The organism is Paenibacillus polygoni (assembly GCF_030263935.1).
GTDB lineage: Bacteria > Bacillota > Bacilli > Paenibacillales > Paenibacillaceae > Paenibacillus > Paenibacillus polygoni.
Genome location: NZ_CP127162.1, coordinates 2,034,132 through 2,052,626, shown reverse-complemented (window position 1 = coordinate 2,052,626; position 18,495 = coordinate 2,034,132). Strand labels below are relative to the sequence as shown.

General features: G+C 42.2%; 17 protein-coding genes. 1 reads left to right on the top strand and 16 read right to left on the bottom strand.

Annotation, left to right across the window (positions count from 1 at the left end):
• Positions 1-31: 31 nt before the first annotated feature.
• Both QPK24_RS09855 and QPK24_RS09850 read right to left on the bottom strand, forming a co-directional pair.
• Positions 32-913: a carbohydrate ABC transporter permease gene (locus QPK24_RS09855; RefSeq protein ID WP_285748273.1), complete on the bottom strand. Its 882-nt coding sequence runs from the start codon at positions 911-913 to the stop codon at positions 32-34.
• Between the two features lie 30 nt (positions 914-943).
• Positions 944-1,873: an ABC transporter permease gene (locus QPK24_RS09850; RefSeq protein WP_285748271.1), complete on the bottom strand. Its 930-nt coding sequence runs from the start codon at positions 1,871-1,873 to the stop codon at positions 944-946.
• Between the two features lie 347 nt (positions 1,874-2,220).
• On the opposite strand from QPK24_RS09850, the gene QPK24_RS09845 reads away from it, so the two are divergent.
• Positions 2,221-3,264 (top strand): polysaccharide lyase family 1 protein, encoded by a 1,044-nt coding sequence (locus QPK24_RS09845; protein ID WP_285748269.1) that lies wholly within the window; start codon positions 2,221-2,223, stop codon positions 3,262-3,264.
• 148 nt (positions 3,265-3,412) lie between these two features.
• On the opposite strand, the gene QPK24_RS09840 is transcribed toward QPK24_RS09845, so the two are convergent.
• The 14 genes from QPK24_RS09840 to QPK24_RS09775 form a co-directional block, all read right to left on the bottom strand.
• Positions 3,413-4,246, bottom strand: coding sequence for a uroporphyrinogen-III synthase (locus QPK24_RS09840; RefSeq protein WP_285748267.1), 834 nt, complete (start codon positions 4,244-4,246; stop codon positions 3,413-3,415).
• Positions 4,239-4,604: a nitrite reductase small subunit NirD gene (nirD, locus tag QPK24_RS09835; RefSeq protein WP_285748265.1), complete on the bottom strand. Its 366-nt coding sequence runs from the start codon at positions 4,602-4,604 to the stop codon at positions 4,239-4,241. Before nirD ends, QPK24_RS09840 begins: the two co-directional genes overlap by 8 nt.
• A 20-nt stretch (positions 4,605-4,624) precedes the next feature.
• Entirely contained in the window at positions 4,625-7,066 is a 2,442-nt protein-coding gene (nirB, locus tag QPK24_RS09830; protein WP_285748263.1) for a nitrite reductase large subunit NirB, read from the bottom strand.
• Positions 7,067-7,370: 304 nt separating this feature from the next.
• Positions 7,371-7,910, bottom strand: a complete 540-nt coding sequence (locus tag QPK24_RS09825) for a GNAT family N-acetyltransferase (RefSeq protein WP_320416922.1) — start codon at positions 7,908-7,910, stop codon at positions 7,371-7,373.
• Between the two features lie 84 nt (positions 7,911-7,994).
• A complete protein-coding gene (locus QPK24_RS09820) occupies positions 7,995-8,177 on the bottom strand; it encodes a hypothetical protein (protein WP_285748262.1) in 183 nt (60 codons plus the stop codon).
• Between the two features lie 147 nt (positions 8,178-8,324).
• Entirely contained in the window at positions 8,325-8,717 is a 393-nt protein-coding gene (locus tag QPK24_RS09815; protein ID WP_285748260.1) for a hypothetical protein, read from the bottom strand.
• A 99-nt stretch (positions 8,718-8,816) separates the two neighbouring features.
• A complete protein-coding gene (locus QPK24_RS09810; RefSeq protein ID WP_285749242.1) occupies positions 8,817-9,572 on the bottom strand; it encodes a class I SAM-dependent methyltransferase in 756 nt (251 codons plus the stop codon).
• 114 nt (positions 9,573-9,686) lie between these two features.
• A complete protein-coding gene (locus tag QPK24_RS09805) occupies positions 9,687-10,181 on the bottom strand; it encodes a GNAT family N-acetyltransferase (RefSeq protein ID WP_285749241.1) in 495 nt (164 codons plus the stop codon).
• Between the two features lie 117 nt (positions 10,182-10,298).
• Positions 10,299-10,826 carry a GNAT family N-acetyltransferase gene (locus QPK24_RS09800; RefSeq protein ID WP_213532711.1) on the bottom strand — a complete coding sequence of 176 codons (528 nt, stop codon included), beginning with the start codon at positions 10,824-10,826 and terminating at the stop codon, positions 10,299-10,301.
• 210 nt (positions 10,827-11,036) lie between these two features.
• On the bottom strand, positions 11,037-11,555 hold the full coding sequence (locus tag QPK24_RS09795; RefSeq protein WP_285748257.1) for a DEAD/DEAH box helicase family protein: 519 nt from the start codon (positions 11,553-11,555) through the stop codon (positions 11,037-11,039).
• Positions 11,556-11,850: 295 nt separating this feature from the next.
• Positions 11,851-14,016: an alpha-galactosidase gene (locus QPK24_RS09790; RefSeq protein WP_285748255.1), complete on the bottom strand. Its 2,166-nt coding sequence runs from the start codon at positions 14,014-14,016 to the stop codon at positions 11,851-11,853.
• Between the two features lie 147 nt (positions 14,017-14,163).
• On the bottom strand, positions 14,164-15,594 hold the full coding sequence (locus tag QPK24_RS09785) for a glycosyl hydrolase (protein ID WP_320416915.1): 1,431 nt from the start codon (positions 15,592-15,594) through the stop codon (positions 14,164-14,166).
• A 517-nt stretch (positions 15,595-16,111) separates the two neighbouring features.
• Positions 16,112-16,579 (bottom strand): hypothetical protein, encoded by a 468-nt coding sequence (locus tag QPK24_RS09780; protein ID WP_285748254.1) that lies wholly within the window; start codon positions 16,577-16,579, stop codon positions 16,112-16,114.
• A gap of 271 nt (positions 16,580-16,850) precedes the next feature.
• Positions 16,851-18,476 carry a glycoside hydrolase family 9 protein gene (locus QPK24_RS09775; RefSeq protein ID WP_285748252.1) on the bottom strand — a complete coding sequence of 542 codons (1,626 nt, stop codon included), beginning with the start codon at positions 18,474-18,476 and terminating at the stop codon, positions 16,851-16,853.
• Positions 18,477-18,495 lie beyond the last annotated feature (19 nt).

Below are 18,495 nucleotides of genomic sequence, written 5' to 3'. Positions count from 1 at the left end.
AACTTTGTTAATCTACATGCTTGGTAAAAGGCTATCCTTTCACGGCTCCGAGGGTAATACCTTTGACGAAGTACCGCTGGATAAAAGGGTAGATCGTAACAATGGGTAGAATACTGACCACAATAGATACATATCGAACCTGAAGTGTAGAGACAGCTAGTGCACCTGAGGTCATTGTGCCTCCCATTTTTTGCATCACTTCAGGGGAAGCCATAATCAGTACCCTTCGCAGGAACATCTGCAGCGGCTGCATATCCTGTTTGCCCAAATATAGTAGAGCAGAGAAGAAATTGTTCCAATGGAACACTGCATAGTAGAGGGTGAGTACAGCAAGTGTCGGCTTAATAATGGGTACGGCCAGGCGATAGAGCATAGTGAGTTCATTTGCTCCGTCTATACTTGCACTCTCAAAAATCTCGTTAGGAATACCTTCAAATGCGGAGCGGCAGATCATTACGTTAAACGTAATGACTAGTACAGGCAGCACCATTACCCAGCGGGTATTGTACAGCCCAAGTGATGTAATCAGCATGTAGACGGGAATGAGCCCGCCTGAGAAATACATCGTGAAAGCGATAAAAAAGTTCAGCCTCCTGCGCAGAAAAAATTTCTGTCTGGATAACGGAAAAGCAGCAAGGCAAGTTGCCACAATATTAAGCAGCGTTCCCACCACTGTATACCAAAGCGTGTTATAGAAGGATACCCATAGCTCTCTGTATTGGAGAACCATTTTGTATCCGGAAAACGTAAAACCTACTGGCCATAACATGACTTTTTGTTTATCGATGGCATCTACCGAGCTGAATGAAATACTTACTACATACAGGAAGGGGTACAACGTGACGACGACCGCCAATATGGTAAGCAGGTAGATCATGGTGTAGAACAACCGATCACTTCTCGATTTTTGCATACAGGTCTCCTTTGATTCAGTATTTGGATCTTACCAAAGTGACATTTTGGTCAGGCGCCGTGTCATTGTGTTCGCTGCAAAAACAAGGATAAACGTGATAATGGAGTTAAACAGACCCACAGCTGTTGCGAAACCATAGTTCTGACCTTCAATCCCCATACGGTATACATAAGTAGATAATACGTCGGCAGTCTCGTAGGTGGCCCCGTTGTAGAGCAGATATACCTTTTCAAAACCTACGCTCATAATGCCCCCAAGGGACAGAAGCAGCAGAATAACGATGGTCGGCTTAATACTCGGAAGAGTTAGATGCCAGAGTTCCTGAAACTTGTTCACACCATCAATTTTTCCGGAATCATACATCTCCTGATCAATGCCCATAATGGCCGCAATGTAGATAATTGAGCTGAAACCAAAACTCTGCCAGATATCAGAACTTGTGAAAATCGTACGGAACCAGGAAGCATCCATCATGAAGTTGACTTTTTCCATTCCAAGCTTAGCGATGAGAGTGTTCACAATGCCATCTGTAGGTGATAGAAAATTGATAATCATACCTGCTACAACCACGGTCGAGATGAAGTGAGGGAGATACGTGACCGTTTGGGCAAAACGTTTGAATGTCCGGTTCTTGATCTCTACGATGCAAACAGCGAAAAGGATGGGGATAGGAAAACCGAAGAGCAGTGGTAGAAAAGCAAGCAAAAACGTGTTACGAAGCAGTCTCCAAAAATAGATTGAATTCACAAATTGGTCGAACCATTTGAGGCCTACCCATTCACCGCTAAACATGCCTTGACCCGGCATAAAATTGCGAAAAGCGAGCAATATACCCGGCATAGGGATGTACATAAAAATAACGTAATACAAAAAGATAGGGGCGAACATAAGCAGCAAATACTTATCTCGTTTCACTAGATGGACTAACGTGGATATCCGTTTTTTCACCTTAAAACACATCCCTTCGTTCAAAATTACAACGTTGTAATTTTTATGTATCTACCCATGCATCCTTTTTGCTAAAGTGCGGTTAAACGCATGGATATCACCTGACAATGTTAACTCGTCATTAACAGTCCGTTTTTACAACGTTGTAATTTTGCAATAAATGTATACGGTTACATAAAATTTGTTACATCGTAACAGACCTGCATATATTTAGCAATAACTATTTTAAAAGTCATGTTATTAACCATTTAGGAGTGCTCAGCTAATTCCAGTAAAAGCTAATGTAAGTAATAATTGACACATATAATGCCATCTAATACAATGAACATGTAAAAAAACATTTAAGGTGGTGGTTATTTATGAAAAGGCTTTCATTTCTGCTGCTTGCCGTCGTACTCTTAGTTTTGAACTTTCCCTCTCTTCCCTCTACCTATGGGGCAGCCAACTTTCCGAATACGGGATCGACCGGTCTAACAGGATTTGCCGGAAATGCGAAGAATGAAAATGGCGCTCTGAAGTCAGCCGTAACAGGCGGCAAAAATGGCCAAATTATTTACATTAGTAATCTAAATGATCTTAGGACACAGATCGCTGACACCACACCCATAATTCTTGTTATTGAAAGTAATATTTCGTCTTCCACTTTACAAAAAGTCAACTTTGGAGCTAATAAAACGATCGTCGGCTCATATGACAACCATACACTAACAAACATCCACTTCCGATCTACTTCCTCCTCAAGCAATGTTATTTTCCAGAACCTCACCTTTGTTCATTCTGCTAACATCAACGCAAACGATGATATTCAAATGTATATTACCACTGGGTCAAACTATTGGATCGATCATGTCACTTTCGCGGGTCATAGCTACAGCTCTAGCGGCAGCGATCTAGATAAACTGCTTTATATTGGTGATAATGCGGATTATATTACGATCAGCAATTCCAAATTCGCAAATCACAAATACGGAATTATTCTAGGTCACCCTAATGATGGCAATAGCAGTTATAACGGCGTGCCTCATGTGACGATCGCCAACAATTACTTTGAAAATCTGTATGTCCGCGGCCCTGGACTGATGAGATACGGCTATTTTCATATCAAAAACAATTACGCAAACAATTTCAACCAAGCAATTACGATTGGCGAAAAGGCTCGAATTTACTCAGAAAACAATTATTTTGGCGCCGGTGCTGAAAAAGGCGGCATTCTTGATGACAAAGGCAAAGGGGAATTCACCGATTCTGGCAGCACGCCAGCTTTAAATGCACCTACATCTCCAAAAACGAACTGGAGACCCAGCAGCAATTACAGTTATGAAGTACGGGATTCGAACTATGCACGGGAGTTTGTAACCAAGTATGCTGGTTCCTCTAACACAACTCTTGTTTTTGGTAAATAACAACTCATTCGTTAGAACACACCGCTAATAATCATTCATACAACAAAGTGCAAATTACTATAAAAAAGCAAAAGCTGTCCCACTCTCTAACCGAGTGGGACAGCTTTATATATTTCAAACTTTACTCTAGATGTTGTATTCTCTGCATTTAGTCCGTCTTTATTCCACTTTGCTGACCTTCATAGTAATGCGCGATCTCTACAATTAACGCACCCATTCTTTCTTTCTCCGGCACGATGATCCGGCTTACTCCTTTATCCTGGAGCGCTTCAGCTGTTACTTTGCCGACAGCGGCAGCCAGTACATCTTGATCAAAGACGGATTTCAATTCTTCTTCACGTCCATGTTCTTTCGCGTAATCAAATAAATATCCGACTTGAACTCTTGTCGTGAAACAAACAGCATCCACTTCTCGCAAAATGAGTTCATTCATAAGCGATGCAAGCGTCTCCTGCTCAGGAGCATGATAACGATAAGGAAGTACGACCTGAACATCCATGCTGCCCTTGCTTTGGATGAATTGATGTAACTGCGAAGACAACTCGCCATGAAGCTGAATCCACACCTTTTGATCGGTAAAATCAAATAACTCAAGCTTTTCGATCATACTGGCAATCGTTCCATCATCATCACAGACGACCGGATGAATACCCGATTTCTTTAAATAAGCATTTGTTTTGTACCCGCGGCAAGCGATCTTCGTTTCTTTCAATCTCTTTTCGAATTCGGATACGGTGTTTAGTCTCTCCGCAGCTTGAATCATGGCTTCAAATCCAATACCTGTCGTGAAAATAAACCAATCTGCCCCCTGCTCGATAAAACGCCTAACATCTTCTTCGACTTCAACCGGATCAGAATCCGTTAATCCCTGAAGGGATCGGACAAGAGGGACTCCGCCTCTTCGTTCAATAATCTCAGCCATTTCATCCGTTTTTTGCGACCCGGCAATGACAATTTTCTTGTTCTGAAGATCTTTACTCATGGAATCGCCCTCCCTCATTCTTGACTAACCCAACTCTTACCTCGTTACCATGGACATGAACCGGATAGGTCCGAACCTGACCCGTATCAGGGTCCAGCACCTGACCATCTTTCAGCGAAATTTTCCAGTCACAGATCGGATCGAACAGGACCTCCCCTGATATAATTCCTTCTGCAATCGTGCCTCCGCGCGGCCCAGGGCTCTTATTCTCAAGGGCGTAGATTTGTTCGTCCGTTGTCTTAAATACCGCAATTTCTTCCTTACCCAAACGCACAACCCGTCCCAATCTCTCCGTGAAATCATCGACATTGCCTATCAGGTAAAACGTATACTCGTCTTTATTCAATATCGGTTCCATCTTGCAGCCCCTTCCTATTCCTAGTCCTGTTTCGTGGAGACACTAATCTCTTCAAACATCCGCTCTCTTAAATTTGAATTATTCAGAATTTCACTCCAAGGTTCCTTTACCTGCGCCAGAGCGACTTCCATTCGCTCAGCCAAAGCCCGGCGGTTATCCAGATCATTAACTATTGCTTCGGTGACGGACTCAAGTCCCATCCGTTCAATCCAATCCGAGGTCCGCTCCAAGTATTTTCCTGTTTCCCGGTAGTACTGCATGAACGCGGAGACAATTTCGAGAAGCTCTTCATCTGTTCGCACCTTGCACAGCAGTTCTGCAAGTCGGGCTTTAATTCCGCCATTACCGCCCACGTAAATTTCCCAAGCCCCCTCATTGCCGACGATCCCAATATCCTTGGTCGATGACTCCGCACAGTTACGAGGACAACCGTTTACAGCAAGCTTGAATTTGGCTGGCATATCTAGCCGCTCGAATTTCTTCTCGAGTAGTATTCCCATGCCCATTGAATCCTTCGTGCCAAATCGGCAGAATTGTGATCCCACGCAGGTCTTAACCGTACGCAGTGCCTTCGCATACGCATAACCGGACGGCATGCCAAGGTCCTTCCAGATCTTCGGCAGGTCCTCCTTTTTAACCCCAAGCAGGTCAAGTCGCTGACCACCGGTTACTTTAACCAGCTTAACGTTGTATTTCACCGCAATATCCGCAATAAGTCTGAGATCGTCTGGTGTGGTTACCCCGCCATACATCCGCGGCACGACGCCAAACGTTCCATCCTTTTGGATGTTCGCATGCATACGCTCATTCACAAAACGTGAATCCTTCTCGTCCACATGCTCAGCCGGCCAGATCATTCCCAGATAATAGTTCAGCGCAGGTCGACATTTGGAACAGCCCTCCGGATTATCCCATTCCAGCGCATATCTTACTTCTTTAGATGTAATTAACCCCTTTTCTTTAATCGCCGTAACGACTTCATCTCTGCTCAGTGTGGTACAGGAACAGATTGCTTCCTGTTTCGCCGCTGCTGAATCATATTTGTCCCCAAGCACGTATTGAAGAATCTGCTCTACGACAGGCCTGCAGCCTCCACAAGAGCGCGATGCACTTGTTGCCACCTTGATCTCTTCTACTGTGGTTAATCCTTTTTCGTTAATGGCATCCACAATGTGTTTCTTCGTGACACCATTACAGCCGCATACAATTTCTTCATCCGCCAGCTCTGCGGCCGTATTCCCGGTTTCAACTGCGGATTGTCCCACAATGGCATTATGGATAGCTTCTGTCATCACGGTGCCTGTTCGAATCCACTGCTGCAGTCTGGAGGATTCCTTACCGTCACCGATCAGAACACCGCCGACGATCCGTCCGCCGCGCAAGAGCACTTTTTTGTAAATACGCAGCCAGTCATCATGCATCCGCACAACAGACAGCCCTTCTGCATCCATAAACTCACCTGCGGAGAACACATCTACGCCAGATATTTTGAGCTGAGTAGATACCACAGATCCTTCATATGGCTTCGTTTCCACTCCGCACAGATACTTCGCAAGAACAGCCCCCTGCTCAAACAGCGGAGCTACGAGCCCATAAGTAGTGCCCCGATGCTCGTTACACTCCCCTACCGCATATACATCCGGTGCTGAAGTACGCATATAATCATCGACAAGAATGCCGCGATTCACCGCTATGCCGCTTTCTTTGGCTAATAGAATATTAGGTCTGATCCCTACCGCCATGACTACAAATTCCGCATCCAGTGTCGTTCCATCAGAAAAACGAATACCGCTGACCCGTTCATCGCCCAGGAACTCCTCAGTCTGTTTGCCGGTAGCAAATTTCAAGCCCTGGCTTTCCAGTTCTGCCTGAAGCATTAATGAGGCAGTATGATCGAGCTGCCGTTCCATAATCTCCTCAAACAGATGGACTACTGTCACATCCATCCCCAGTTTAAGCAATCCCTTAGCCGCCTCAAGTCCAAGCAAGCCACCGCCAATAACCGCAGCCTTTTTGTACTGATCTGCTGCATGCAGCATGTTCTGACAATCTGCGATATCTCGGAAACCTACAATGCCTTCTTTATCCGCACCTGGAACCGGAAGCAAGAATGGATTGGAACCGGTTGCAATAATGAGCGCGTCATATGGAACCTCTATCCCATTGTCTGCCTTCACGATTTTTTGTTCCGTATCAATATGCGTTACCGTCGTTCCCGTATACAGCTCTATCTCGTTCTCTAAGTACCAGTTCCAATCGTTCAAAATGATGTCTTCTACTGCTTTACTCTTCTCTAGCACGTACGATAACTGAATACGATTGTAGTTGGGATAAGGCTCGCTCCCAAATACGGTGATCCTGTAGGTGCTGGGCGCCAGTTTTAATATCTGTTCCACCGTGTTGATCCCAGCCATCCCGTTGCCAATTAAGACTAGATGCCGACGTTCTTGTACTTTCACCATGCAGAAACCTCCTCAATATATATTCCTGTCCATGCAAAGAGAACTTGTAACCTACTAAACGCCAAATGTCGAATCAAACCACTTTTAGCAGATTTTCTCTATTTCTATCATAAGAAAAGATAGTTATAAAAGAAACCCTTTATCTTAAATTCGGTAAAATCATTCACATTATGTTAACCTTTGCTTTCTCTTTTAAGCTTTAGCATAGAAAAAGCAGCTTCTGTTGTAAGAAGCTGCTTCGATTATGTAATCATCTTTTTCTACCCATTCACATAGCTACCCATAGCTGCCTTTTTTCGAAACGTTATGTAACATGCGACTCTCTGGTCTTCGGCAAAGAATACTCCATAAGCCAACAATCTCTGTATGTTCCTTCGTGCCATTCATGGTTCGGTAACAAGTTCACTTTGCGAAAACCTGCTTTTTCATACACATGTATTGCCCTTTGATTCCACGTTTGCGGGTCCATTATAATGCGGTCAACTCCACATTCGCTAGTCAAATAACGAACCATGAGATGCAGTAATTTGGTACCTATTCCGCAATTCCAAAATGATACTTCACCAATGAATTGATCCATTCCATAGACAAGTTCCCCTCGGAGTATCGATAATCCCATTTCTTCTGCTTCATCGGACTTCACTGCATAATACTGGATGTACCCGATATCTACTTCCTTATACTGAATGATATAGGCATAAACTTCATCATCATTCTCATAAAAATGACGCTGAACAAGTTCAGCATCATGAGGACGGTCTCGTCCTTCATAATACTCCAGTACTTCCGGATCTGATAACCACTTTTCGAGAAGCCCTGCATCTTCCGGCTGTAATTTACGAATACCGACAGAGGAATCTTCACTTTTCGCTATGATCGTAGCGTATCACCTCTCATGTACATCCTAAGGTTGTTGTCTTGTTTCCACCTATAATAGACTAAATAAGATTCCCATTATTACAAGAAGGATAGGGCCTATTACTACGAATCCAAATACTAAAGCAACTACTTTCAGCGAGCCGGATAGACCTCTAGGTGAACTCATATCGTCTAATTTCTTGTTGATTTCTTTCAGTTCTTTTAACAGTTCTTCGTTTAATCCTTCTGACATATGGGCTCCCCCTTCATGATAAAAGATTATAAATATCTCCTATCTTAGAAATGGGGCCCCTGCAGTTGGATGAAAGCAATGAACTGCAGGCATTCCCCCCACTCTTTTTTCATTTACCGCTTCTTATGCAAGTATTCGCCACTTGGTTTACTCGAGCTCGTGTTTGGGTTGTTTTTTTAGTTCCATCCCTCTCGTAAAAAACACAACGCCTATAGCAGCAAAAGTTACATAATTACTTATTTTAGATATCACGGCTTCATCGTCTTCATAATTAATCCAATACAGCAGGGCGAATGGTGAAATGATCAACAATATCTTCATCGATAACATAAAAATATAATGAAATTTTTGATTTTTCGGGTTTCCTTCTGTTCTAGCTATTTGATAACCTACTTTAGATGAGTCATAGATTGTAATAAATAAGGCGAGGATACTGCTATATGCAGTAATCTTTGTACCGATCTGTATCCAAGGAATAAAAGATACAATGGCGATACCAATATATATTCCCGCAGCTACATAAAAAAGGTTGGTCTTCATTGTCCTGTACAATCTCTTCTTATTCCTTTCTACTGCTAATCTCACATTCTTCCCCTTGTCTTCGTGAAAATTCATCCATTTTTTAAAGGAAAATATGATTTATACCTCTCCCCAAAACACCTGAGTCTTGTAATCAAAATAAACTTCGTTATTGTTCTGAGTCCGATCAAATAAAGACTGCAGTTCATGAAGCATGGGTTCATGCTTAGGATGTCCCGGGACGGGACTATAGGAAGAGGAAAGAAGTCTGCCTTTTAGACCTTCGTAATCAAAAATTTGCCTGTTTGCAAATTCTTTCAGTTGCAGTGTTCCTTCCTTAAAAAATGAATCAAACTGATCGGTTGTTATATTCGTATGTTTTACCTCTTTGTAGTCTGTACCGTATTCATGTAAGAGCTGTTCATATTCAGTCAGAAATTCGCTTCCTTCCGTTAGCCTAGAATTCCATATGAGTATTACTTTGCCTTTCGGCTTTAAAATGCGCTGAAATTCAAGTTTTGCGGCCTGTTTATCAAACCAATGAAAAGATTGTGCACAAATGATAGCATCAACGGATTGATCATCGAGTCCGGTTTCTTCAGCTGGACAAGGCTGGATCCGAAAGTTTGGATTATTAGACAGACGTTTTTCAGCCTTTTGACGCATGTCTGCGTTAGGTTCTACAGCAATGACCTTACTGCCTCTAGCAAGCAATAATTCGGACATAATTCCGGTACCAGCGCCTATGTCAGCTACGATACTTTTCTGACTTATCCCGACTGTATCATATAGGTAATCCACCGCCTCTACCGGATAACTAGGCCGATACTTCACATAAGTATCTACACGTTCTAAGAATCGTTCTTTCGAATCCATCATATCAATCACGCTCCTTCTGTTTACTATACATATCATAGCTTCAATCCGTTGTTATTGGCAAATTTTTGAATTAAAAAAGACGGTACAGGAACTCCTTCCGGTACAGCCTTATTACAGACATTTCGCCATACAATATTCATCTATGTACTCACCGTCCAGAACGAGCGAGTGTATCTTTGAACCTTCTATTTTAAATCCGGCCTTTTCGTACAAACGTAATGCCGCTATGTTAGGTTTCATCACGGTAAGCTCTAAACGATGCACACCTTTCTCCCTGCACCATTCCTCCATAGCAGAGAAAAGTTTACTGCCAAGTCCCTGACCTGTAAATTCCTGTTTAATTCCAATGACTATATAAGCCGTATGTTTCTTTCTCATTAGTGAGGAACCAACGACTGTAATCTGTCCTATAAGTGTTCCATCCTGCTCAGCAACGATAATAGTAGAGTGGCCGCCGTCCAGCATGGAACGAATTGCTTTTTCCTGCGCTTGAACGGTTGTTTTTCTCTCCCCGGGTTCATACAACATAAACTTTGTTTCCTTGTCCAATTGATTGTTCAATCGTAAGAATGCTTCTGCATCCTGCGGGGTAATCATTCGAATCATCACCTTAGAATCTCCTCTCTCTGTTTCCGAATTCAAAAAAAGACCGTGATTCTATTAACCTACGGTCCGCTCTTTACTTCATCCCTATGTACATCGGCATGGCATCTGATCGTCTAATTATGTTCCCGGAACACCAAGCTCTTTCACAAAATAAAGAAGCAAATCGTCGTTCACTTGGACCGTTTCTCCTTCGGAAACTTCCCGGTGCTCATACATGACTCCATTTCCGTCAGGCACATAACCTCTTTTACAGTAAATCCGCTGTGCCGCACCAAATTCCTTATGTAATCCCATTCCAATTCCGATACTGTCATATGCATTATAAGCGGCAATACTCTCAAATTCTTCAATCAACTGATTTCCAATCCCTCTTCGGCGAAATTCCGGAAAAATGTTAACATCATTAATTTCAGGAATGCCTTGTGACTTAAAATAGAGGTAATCGGATTCAAATTTCAAATGCGCACACCCCGCAAGCTTCCCTCCGTCCAGATAGACGAGCAGAGTAACCCGAAGTCCAATTCTATTTTCATGCAAACACTGTTCATAAAAAGAGTCTGGGCGCACAATTTTATGTTGTTCAAACGCTTTCTTCCAACTTAGAGCCGTTTCTTCTGAATCCAGTCTTTCAATGATCATGGACATAATCAACCTCACATTTATGGAATTTAAGCACTAGCGTAGTTGAGAACAAGGAAGATGATAGTAAAAGATTCACGATTCATAAATTGTTAATAATAATTCATTATATTCCTTTTTCTACTGCGAGGCTATAGAATATGTAATAATTCCCTTTCGAATCATGGAATGAAACAAACGATAGCTATAAGCTATCGTTTGAGATTGATCTTCTAACTAATTAGCACGTATTTCTAAAGGATAGCGAGAACTCCAGTATTTAAGCACCCATTTTCGAATGAATTTGGCACATTGTTCTGGAGAGTGCTGTGATGTATCGATGGTTGAAATAGGCGGAGTAAAAGCAGAATCTGCATTTTGGATAAACCAGTTCGCAAGAATAGCATGCTTCTGGATCTGTCCCTCTTCTGCCCCTTTCTCTCGTAAACGTTTTGCACGCACTTCATCATCACAATGCAGATTTATATAGTAGATATGGCTGAATCGATTTTTGATCTCACTTTTTTGCACGGCTTCGGGGGTGATGGTTCCAAATAGTACGGTTCCCCGATCACTTAATGAGATCTGATGAGCAACTTTCAACCAGTGGTCGATCGCATGCTCAGGAGTTAATGATCCCTCTAAATCCATATCAAACACATCGAATTCCGAAAGCTGACTACGCACATAAGGGATAACAGACGTTTTACCAACACAACTTGCACCTGTCACAATAAATAACGGAGTTTTCGGCATCGTTACATCTCCTCTACTTTAGAAATGATATCGCTTTCGTAATACTTCTAAGGCATAGAAGCCGCCTTTTTAAAAGATTACCATATCAGGTAAAGGATTTAAATATGAAGATCACAAAAAAGACAAATTTTCTCTCCTTTTTTTATGTTTTTGTGATATTTATCCTACTTTTGTGCATTGCTTTATCCTTCAGGTGATGTAAACGGTCCGCAAATATGACGTTTTCTCTCGCTTATAAAGTCGAATAAAATCAGATTACAGCTAATGTTCGCCAATTATATTATGGTTCAGGTCATCATTCGGCATAAGACGACTCATCCTTCCTCATATAGAACACATGACTTCCAAAATCTCCGTGAGGAGCAGGAATTGTTAATCCAACATTCATCAAAAGATCTCCACCATAGGTGCCTGCACCTTCGATATCATAGGAAGCATCAGGGTCAAGTCCTTGCAGCTTGATAAGGCTAGGAAGCGCATAAGGCTCTGCTAGTACTTTAAAATAAAACAAGATCGCTTCACTTTGATCAGCGGAAACAAACATCCAGGATGCTTCATTACCCTCAAATGGACTAAGCAGTCGGAATTGATCCCCCTGCTGAACTAGACTGCGGAACCTTTTGTACTCAGCAACCTGACCTCGAACTTCTTCTTTCTCTTCCTCCGAAAACTTGGTCAAATCCAGTTCATACCCAAAATTACCGGACATCGCTACATTACCTCTCATCGAGAGTGATGTGGATCTTCCTAACTGATGATTCGGCACAGCCGAGACGTGAGCCCCGATCGCACTTGCAGGGTATACAAGGCTTGTCCCATACTGAATTTTTAATCTCTCTACGGCATCCGTATTATCACTTGTCCATGTTTGCGGCATATAGTAGAGCATCCCGGGATCAAATCTGCCGCCCCCGCTTGCGCAGCTTTCAAAAAGAATGTGCGGAAACTTCGTTGTGAGTTTTGCTAACAGATCGTACAATCCGAGTACATACCTATGAGCAATTTCACCCTGATGATCTGGAGATGCTGCCGCTGATGCAATCTCAGATAGTCCACGGTTCATGTCCCATTTAATATACGAGATCGGTACACTTTCAAAAATATCGCTTAATGCCTGATAAAGATATTCTCTCACCTCAGTTCGGGACAGATCGAGTACGAGCTGTGATCTCGCTAATGTTCTTCTTCTGCCTTCTACATGGAGACACCAATCCGGATGGCTTCGATATAGATTACTATCCGGCGATACCATCTCCGGCTCCACCCATAGCCCAAACTGAAGTCCTTTCTGATTGATCTTCTCAGCTAAGTCTGTCAGACCATTTGGCAGTTTGTTTCGATCCACTGTCCAGTCTCCAAGCGAAGTGGTATCATCATTTCGTTTGCCGAACCAACCGTCGTCTAGAACAAAAAGTTCAATCCCGAGTTCAGCCCCCACCTTCGCAATATCTTCAATCTTGTCTGCAGTAAAGTTAAAATAAGTTGCTTCCCAGTTATTCACGAGTATCGGACGTTCTTTATCACGGTACTTGCCTCTCACAAGTCTAGTTCGGTAAAGCTTATGGTACGTTCTTGACATTCCGCCAAATCCTTCAGAAGAATAAACCATAACTACTTCCGGAGTCTGGAAGGACTCACCTGGTGAAAGTACCCAATCAAAATCAAACGGATTGATTCCCATTTGAATTCTTACTTTTCGCTGAGGGTCTACTTCTGCTGATCCGATGAAATTGCCGCTGTAAACCAGACTAAAACCGTACACTTCTCCCCTGGCTTCATTTGTTCCTTTGCTGGCAAGTGCCATAAACGGATTGAGCTGATGGCTGCTCATACCACGTTTACTCTCAATACGAGTACTCCCTGGTCCAAGTGGCCGTTTAACGATGTTTGCTTCTCTGGCCCATGCCCCGCTTAAATAGACAAACTCATAATCCGATACATTCATATCCACACTCATGCTGAGTGCACGAAGCAGGCGCAGTTTGTCTTTTCCTTTATGTTCATATCGAACGGATCGAATAATGGAATCCATATGATGAAAAACACTGTAGCTTACAAAAACAGACAATCCCGTGTAAACATCCTTAAGTTCAATCGTGAGTGTCTGAGCCTCTTCATTAGATTCGGTATATACGGCAGGAAGACCATCAAGTGCAGGTTTCCCTTCTGTAATCTCATACGAAGAGTAGACAAGTTCTGTAATGCGTGTTCCATCTGTTAATTGAACCTGATAAGCAGGTTCCCTAAAATCACCGCTGCCGTACTGCGGATATTCCTGTGGAATGAGGTCAAGATTTTGGTGATTCGGCACGCCTGGTACATGACTTAAATCCTGTTCATGTCTTATTTTCTTTCCCCAATATAAATGAACCAAATAACCATCAACGACTTGCATTAGATAACTTGTTGTTTTTCCTTGTAGATGAAATCGTAACGTTTCTTTCTCTATGTAAATCGGCATTGTATCTTGCTCCTCTCTAATCTCATATTAGTAAGAATACTGCTAAGGGAAAGCAGAATGCGATGTCCCTTAGCATCAGACTACTTTTTCCTAAGGAAGATTCTCCTCGTCTTTAAGCAAGCAACTTGCTTGCTTCCTCGACTTTGATTATTTCTTGAATTTCTTTTTCCAATCCGGAAGTTCATCGAGCGTTATCACATAAGGACTTTCATATACCTTCACAAGATGCTCCCGTTTGTTCTGTATACCATCATTGATAAAGTTCCCGTTCCAAGTAACAAACCAGCTCCAGTCTGCCCGGTAAATCTGCAGTAAATCCGGATCTGGGATAGGCCCATTCTCCGTCAGTGCGATCAGCTTTCGGTCATTAACAAGGGCTTTGAGATTTTCATACCGGCTGCTGACCGGACCATAATCGCCTGCAGCCGGGTAACTATCCACACTTACAATATCGACATACTCATCGCCGGGATACCATTCCGGATTTTCTGAGTTCCACACCCAGATGAGATTGTTCAATTTGTGTACTTTTGTAAAACGGTCATACATAATGCGGTACAGTTCTTTAGCAGGCTCAGGACCTTTAGCTCCCCACCAGAACCAGCCGCCTTCTGCTTCATGCAAAGGTCTCCAAAGGACAGGAACTTTCGATTTCTCCAGTCGTTTGAGTTCATCTGCAATGACATCCATATCCCGAATCAAAAGCTTATAATCTTCTGAGTTTTTGTTAGCCAGTGCATACTCGAGATCGAAAGTTGTGGAATCCGTATAAAAACCTCTCCACCATTCTTTTCCCGGTTCATCAATCAGGTCTTTAGGCGCGTTCCAGTGCCAAGCAAAAGTAACAATTCCGCCTTCCTGATCCCACTGAATGGCATGCTCAACATCAGATGAAGTCGTCCCTCTTTCTACGCGCGAAGGGGAATAATCCATGAGGTCAAGCCCCAATACCGCTGGTTTCTTACCGATATTCTCTTCAATCCAATTTGCATCTGCCAAAGTCTGTTGTCCTGACAAGATATGATTGCCATATTCAGATTTCAAGTAGTTATAGAGTGCCTTCGCTTCTTTGGAAGCTTTCGAGTTAACAAGTTCCTTATTAATGGTATGCGGCGGCGGACTAGCAGCTTGTTCTAACCGAATATAATCGATAAAATACCATCCCCAATTCGTTAAAAAGCTAATTTGGTTCGTACCTTCTTGCAGAAGGATCTTACCAGCCTGAATTTGTGTGAATCCTGAGTTTTGTTTTAGAGCAACTTCTCCTTGAGATTCATCATTAATCATGAGTGAAGTGTACTTATCGCCATAAGGTGAGGAATATCCAATCTCAAGGTTATATAGAGCCGTCTCTGGAACAGAAACTTCAAAGGTCAGTTTATCTTCCGCTAGATCGAATCCACCCACATATCCAGTGCCGGAATATCCCTCCATTTCAGTTAAAACTTCAACACCAGATAAAGTCGCTTCTTCTGCCTCATAAACAATAGGCGCTGCTGTAAGTTTAGATTCGTTAGCCGGCATCAATACAGCCATCATAGACAACACAAGGAAAAGCACTAAAGGTTTTTGTTTCATACATTCCCTCCTAAGTACAATTGGATATATTTACTTCCCTCAAGCACAATCGTGAAGCGCTTTCAAGTTAGGCAACACCTCCCTTCAAAACTATCAATTCAAAACCATCTATAGTATGGATCTGAATACAACACTTACAGTCACCATATGTAAATCAAAACAAACGAATAAACAAGCAAATACACAAACGAATACATCAAAATCAAACTAATACATCAAACAATTATACCAAACACATTTTCATTCTGTTATTTATATAAAATAACATTCGCTATATTAATAGTATATTGTTATCCTACATTTTCTTTAAGACACATATATAAAACACCTTAACAATACCGATTATATAGCATTACATACCGCTTTCATACCTTTTTCCGTAAATAATTTAATATTTTTAACAATTCTTATCTCAAACAGAATAATTGCAAATATGGATAATAACAGAATAACAAAGATAACAAAAACAATAACAAATAAAAAAAGAAGGACCGAAGACTTTTCATCTTCAATCCTTCTATTTTAATTTCTGTTCCTTTATCTTTTGGAACAACGCTTTTTCTAAAAGCGGATTAGCAGACAAATTCATATACGATTGAGGAGGTTTAAAATCATAGCCTCCCTTTAATAACTCTAGTGAGAGAGGCGAAAATTCCGTAAAGGAAAGAATTGGAATGGCATACCCGGAATTCAGTCCCTTAAAATATTCCTTCAAGCTTTCTCCAGTCCCTGGATACATTTTTTCTGAAAGAAAAACCAATGTAGATATCTCCTCATGGGCTGGCTTACCAAACTCGATATAAGCTTTAATTTGTTTGATCGGCGAAGATACATAAATAAAAGCACCTACCGGTTCATTTATAAACCTTCGGCGGAATTCGATCTTCTTTTGGCCCTTTCGTATTTCCTCGTAAGGTCCCGGCTGAAGACTTAAAATAATGGTTCTTTGCGGTAAATCAAGTGAAAGGAGCAACTGTTCATGCATATTCTCTTTCATCCCTTTCGTGTTACTACCGAAGTTATTTCGGTAATCACACGAAAATCCCTTCTATGAGTGGCTAGGATTTTTAAATTCATCTTTCCTTCCGAAGATAAGGCCTATTTTCCGACAATTCGAGTGGTTATGCAGGCGACAGAAACTCTATTTACCGCTCCATTTCTCGTTTATGCGAAGAACCTCGTGTTTCAAAAAATAGTAAAAAATAAATCACCCCATCTCTTCGTGAGACGAGGCGATTTATAATGACAAGCTGTACTCATTGATTAAAGTAAGAAACAACAAATACTGCTGGTGAATTCCAGTAGATCGTAATCTCGTTACCTGCATAACTGTCTTCATGATCGATATAACTTGCTGCAGCCGGTTTCCCTTTTAACGTACGCTCCATAATCTCATCATTCAGATTTCGATTAGGACCTCCTGCTACCATTCCGGGTACCGGTGCATCCACATGATCTCCTACGGATGGACGATGATGCGGGTTCATTACAGAATGTGTTCCAAAGCCTGTAACATACGAGATATGAAGTGTGTTTTGCCCTAACAAATAATGCAAATGCTGAGCAGCTGCTTTTTCATATTCTGGTTTGGAAGACCATTCCATTGCGAATAGCAGTATCATCGCTCGGTTCATAAGACCCATATTACTGCCCCGCACATAATCTTTTTCTTCAAGAGATATACCATATCCATCTTTTTCGCAGATCTGTAAAAGACGCTCCGCTTCCAAAATCAGTTCTTGCTGTAATGAGCTCAATAGAGCTTGATTCTCATCTGTCTTTCCTTTACGCAAGTAGCTAATTGTGCCGTATCCTCCTACATCTGCCCAGCCTAGCTCACATTTAGGAAAGGATTCCTTGCTGTATTGCTGGAAAGCAGTATGATATTTCTCCAGACTAGTTGTATGATACAGTTCTGCAGCAGCCCAGTACTTCTCGTCGGTTATACAATCATCTCCATACTCCCCCGTGGTAATATCCGGTGGATTCTTAAATCCTCCTGCTTTCGGATGCTTCTCAAGCCACTCCCAAGCATACTCAGCAGAATGTAGACAACGATCTGCATAGGAAGGATCGTACGAACGGTATACGCGGGATGCATATGCCATGATGGCTGCATAACATGCTGTCGCGGTTGCGGAAATGGGTGAAAACACCAGTTCAGCAAGGTCATCTTCTGGCATTACAGATAGGCCCGGGAAGTGCCTAGTTGTCAGTTTGTGATACACTCCTCCACTTCTTTGGTCTTGCATTTTAAACAAAAAATCCAGCTCCACTTTACATTCATGCAGCACATCTGGCATAACTTGATCCGACTCTGGGAGAGGAATGGATTCACCGAATGCATTGGGGTACATTTCATAGGCCAGCAGTAAATCAGCTACCGCTTTCGCCCCAGCAACCACATACTTTCCATAATCTCCTGCATCATGCCATCCCCCATTTCCGTCAAGGTATAACCCTTCTTCCCCGTGAACCGCACCTTTCTTTGTATGACAAGATTCATGTCCCCATTCCCCTGCATACTTCTCATCAAGTGTTACTCCACAGCGCAAATAATAAAACGCCTTCAATAATCCTTTATGTAATTCACGATAAGGTCTTTCTTCCAAGGCAAAAGGAGTCGATCGGTTTCCTTCATCATCTACTACAACATAAGTACCTGGCTTAGCTAGTTCAGAAAAATCAGCTCTTCTCACTTTACTCCCTGAGGATTGATCGTAAGCAGGCTGCGAGGTTCTTCCGCGATAGACAATCTTTTTCGTCCCCTCCTCTTCAATATGAAATTCAGATGTCTTTTCAGTGAAGATGGCTGTTTTCTGTCCGTTTATCGGATAACCTATCTGGTTCACCGCTGCTGCGTACTGTATCTCGTCCATCATGTATTCTCCCTTCTGAAAA

Coding starts and splice junctions, on each gene's coding strand:
- QPK24_RS09855 (WP_285748273.1), bottom strand. CDS start 913: ATGCAAAAATCGAGAAGTGATCGGTTGTTCTACACCATGATCTACCTG.
- QPK24_RS09850 (WP_285748271.1), bottom strand. CDS start 1,873: ATGTGTTTTAAGGTGAAAAAACGGATATCCACGTTAGTCCATCTAGTG.
- QPK24_RS09845 (WP_285748269.1), top strand. CDS start 2,221: ATGAAAAGGCTTTCATTTCTGCTGCTTGCCGTCGTACTCTTAGTTTTG.
- QPK24_RS09840 (WP_285748267.1), bottom strand. CDS start 4,246: ATGAGTAAAGATCTTCAGAACAAGAAAATTGTCATTGCCGGGTCGCAA.
- nirD (WP_285748265.1), bottom strand. CDS start 4,604: ATGGAACCGATATTGAATAAAGACGAGTATACGTTTTACCTGATAGGC.
- nirB (WP_285748263.1), bottom strand. CDS start 7,066: ATGGTGAAAGTACAAGAACGTCGGCATCTAGTCTTAATTGGCAACGGG.
- QPK24_RS09820 (WP_285748262.1), bottom strand. CDS start 8,177: ATGTCAGAAGGATTAAACGAAGAACTGTTAAAAGAACTGAAAGAAATC.
- QPK24_RS09815 (WP_285748260.1), bottom strand. CDS start 8,717: ATGAAGACCAACCTTTTTTATGTAGCTGCGGGAATATATATTGGTATC.
- QPK24_RS09810 (WP_285749242.1), bottom strand. CDS start 9,572: ATGGATTCGAAAGAACGATTCTTAGAACGTGTAGATACTTATGTGAAG.
- QPK24_RS09805 (WP_285749241.1), bottom strand. CDS start 10,181: ATGATTCGAATGATTACCCCGCAGGATGCAGAAGCATTCTTACGATTG.
- QPK24_RS09800 (WP_213532711.1), bottom strand. CDS start 10,826: ATGTCCATGATCATTGAAAGACTGGATTCAGAAGAAACGGCTCTAAGT.
- QPK24_RS09795 (WP_285748257.1), bottom strand. CDS start 11,555: ATGCCGAAAACTCCGTTATTTATTGTGACAGGTGCAAGTTGTGTTGGT.
- QPK24_RS09790 (WP_285748255.1), bottom strand. CDS start 14,016: ATGCCGATTTACATAGAGAAAGAAACGTTACGATTTCATCTACAAGGA.
- QPK24_RS09785 (WP_320416915.1), bottom strand. CDS start 15,594: ATGAAACAAAAACCTTTAGTGCTTTTCCTTGTGTTGTCTATGATGGCT.
- QPK24_RS09780 (WP_285748254.1), bottom strand. CDS start 16,579: ATGCATGAACAGTTGCTCCTTTCACTTGATTTACCGCAAAGAACCATT.
- QPK24_RS09775 (WP_285748252.1), bottom strand. CDS start 18,476: ATGATGGACGAGATACAGTACGCAGCAGCGGTGAACCAGATAGGTTAT.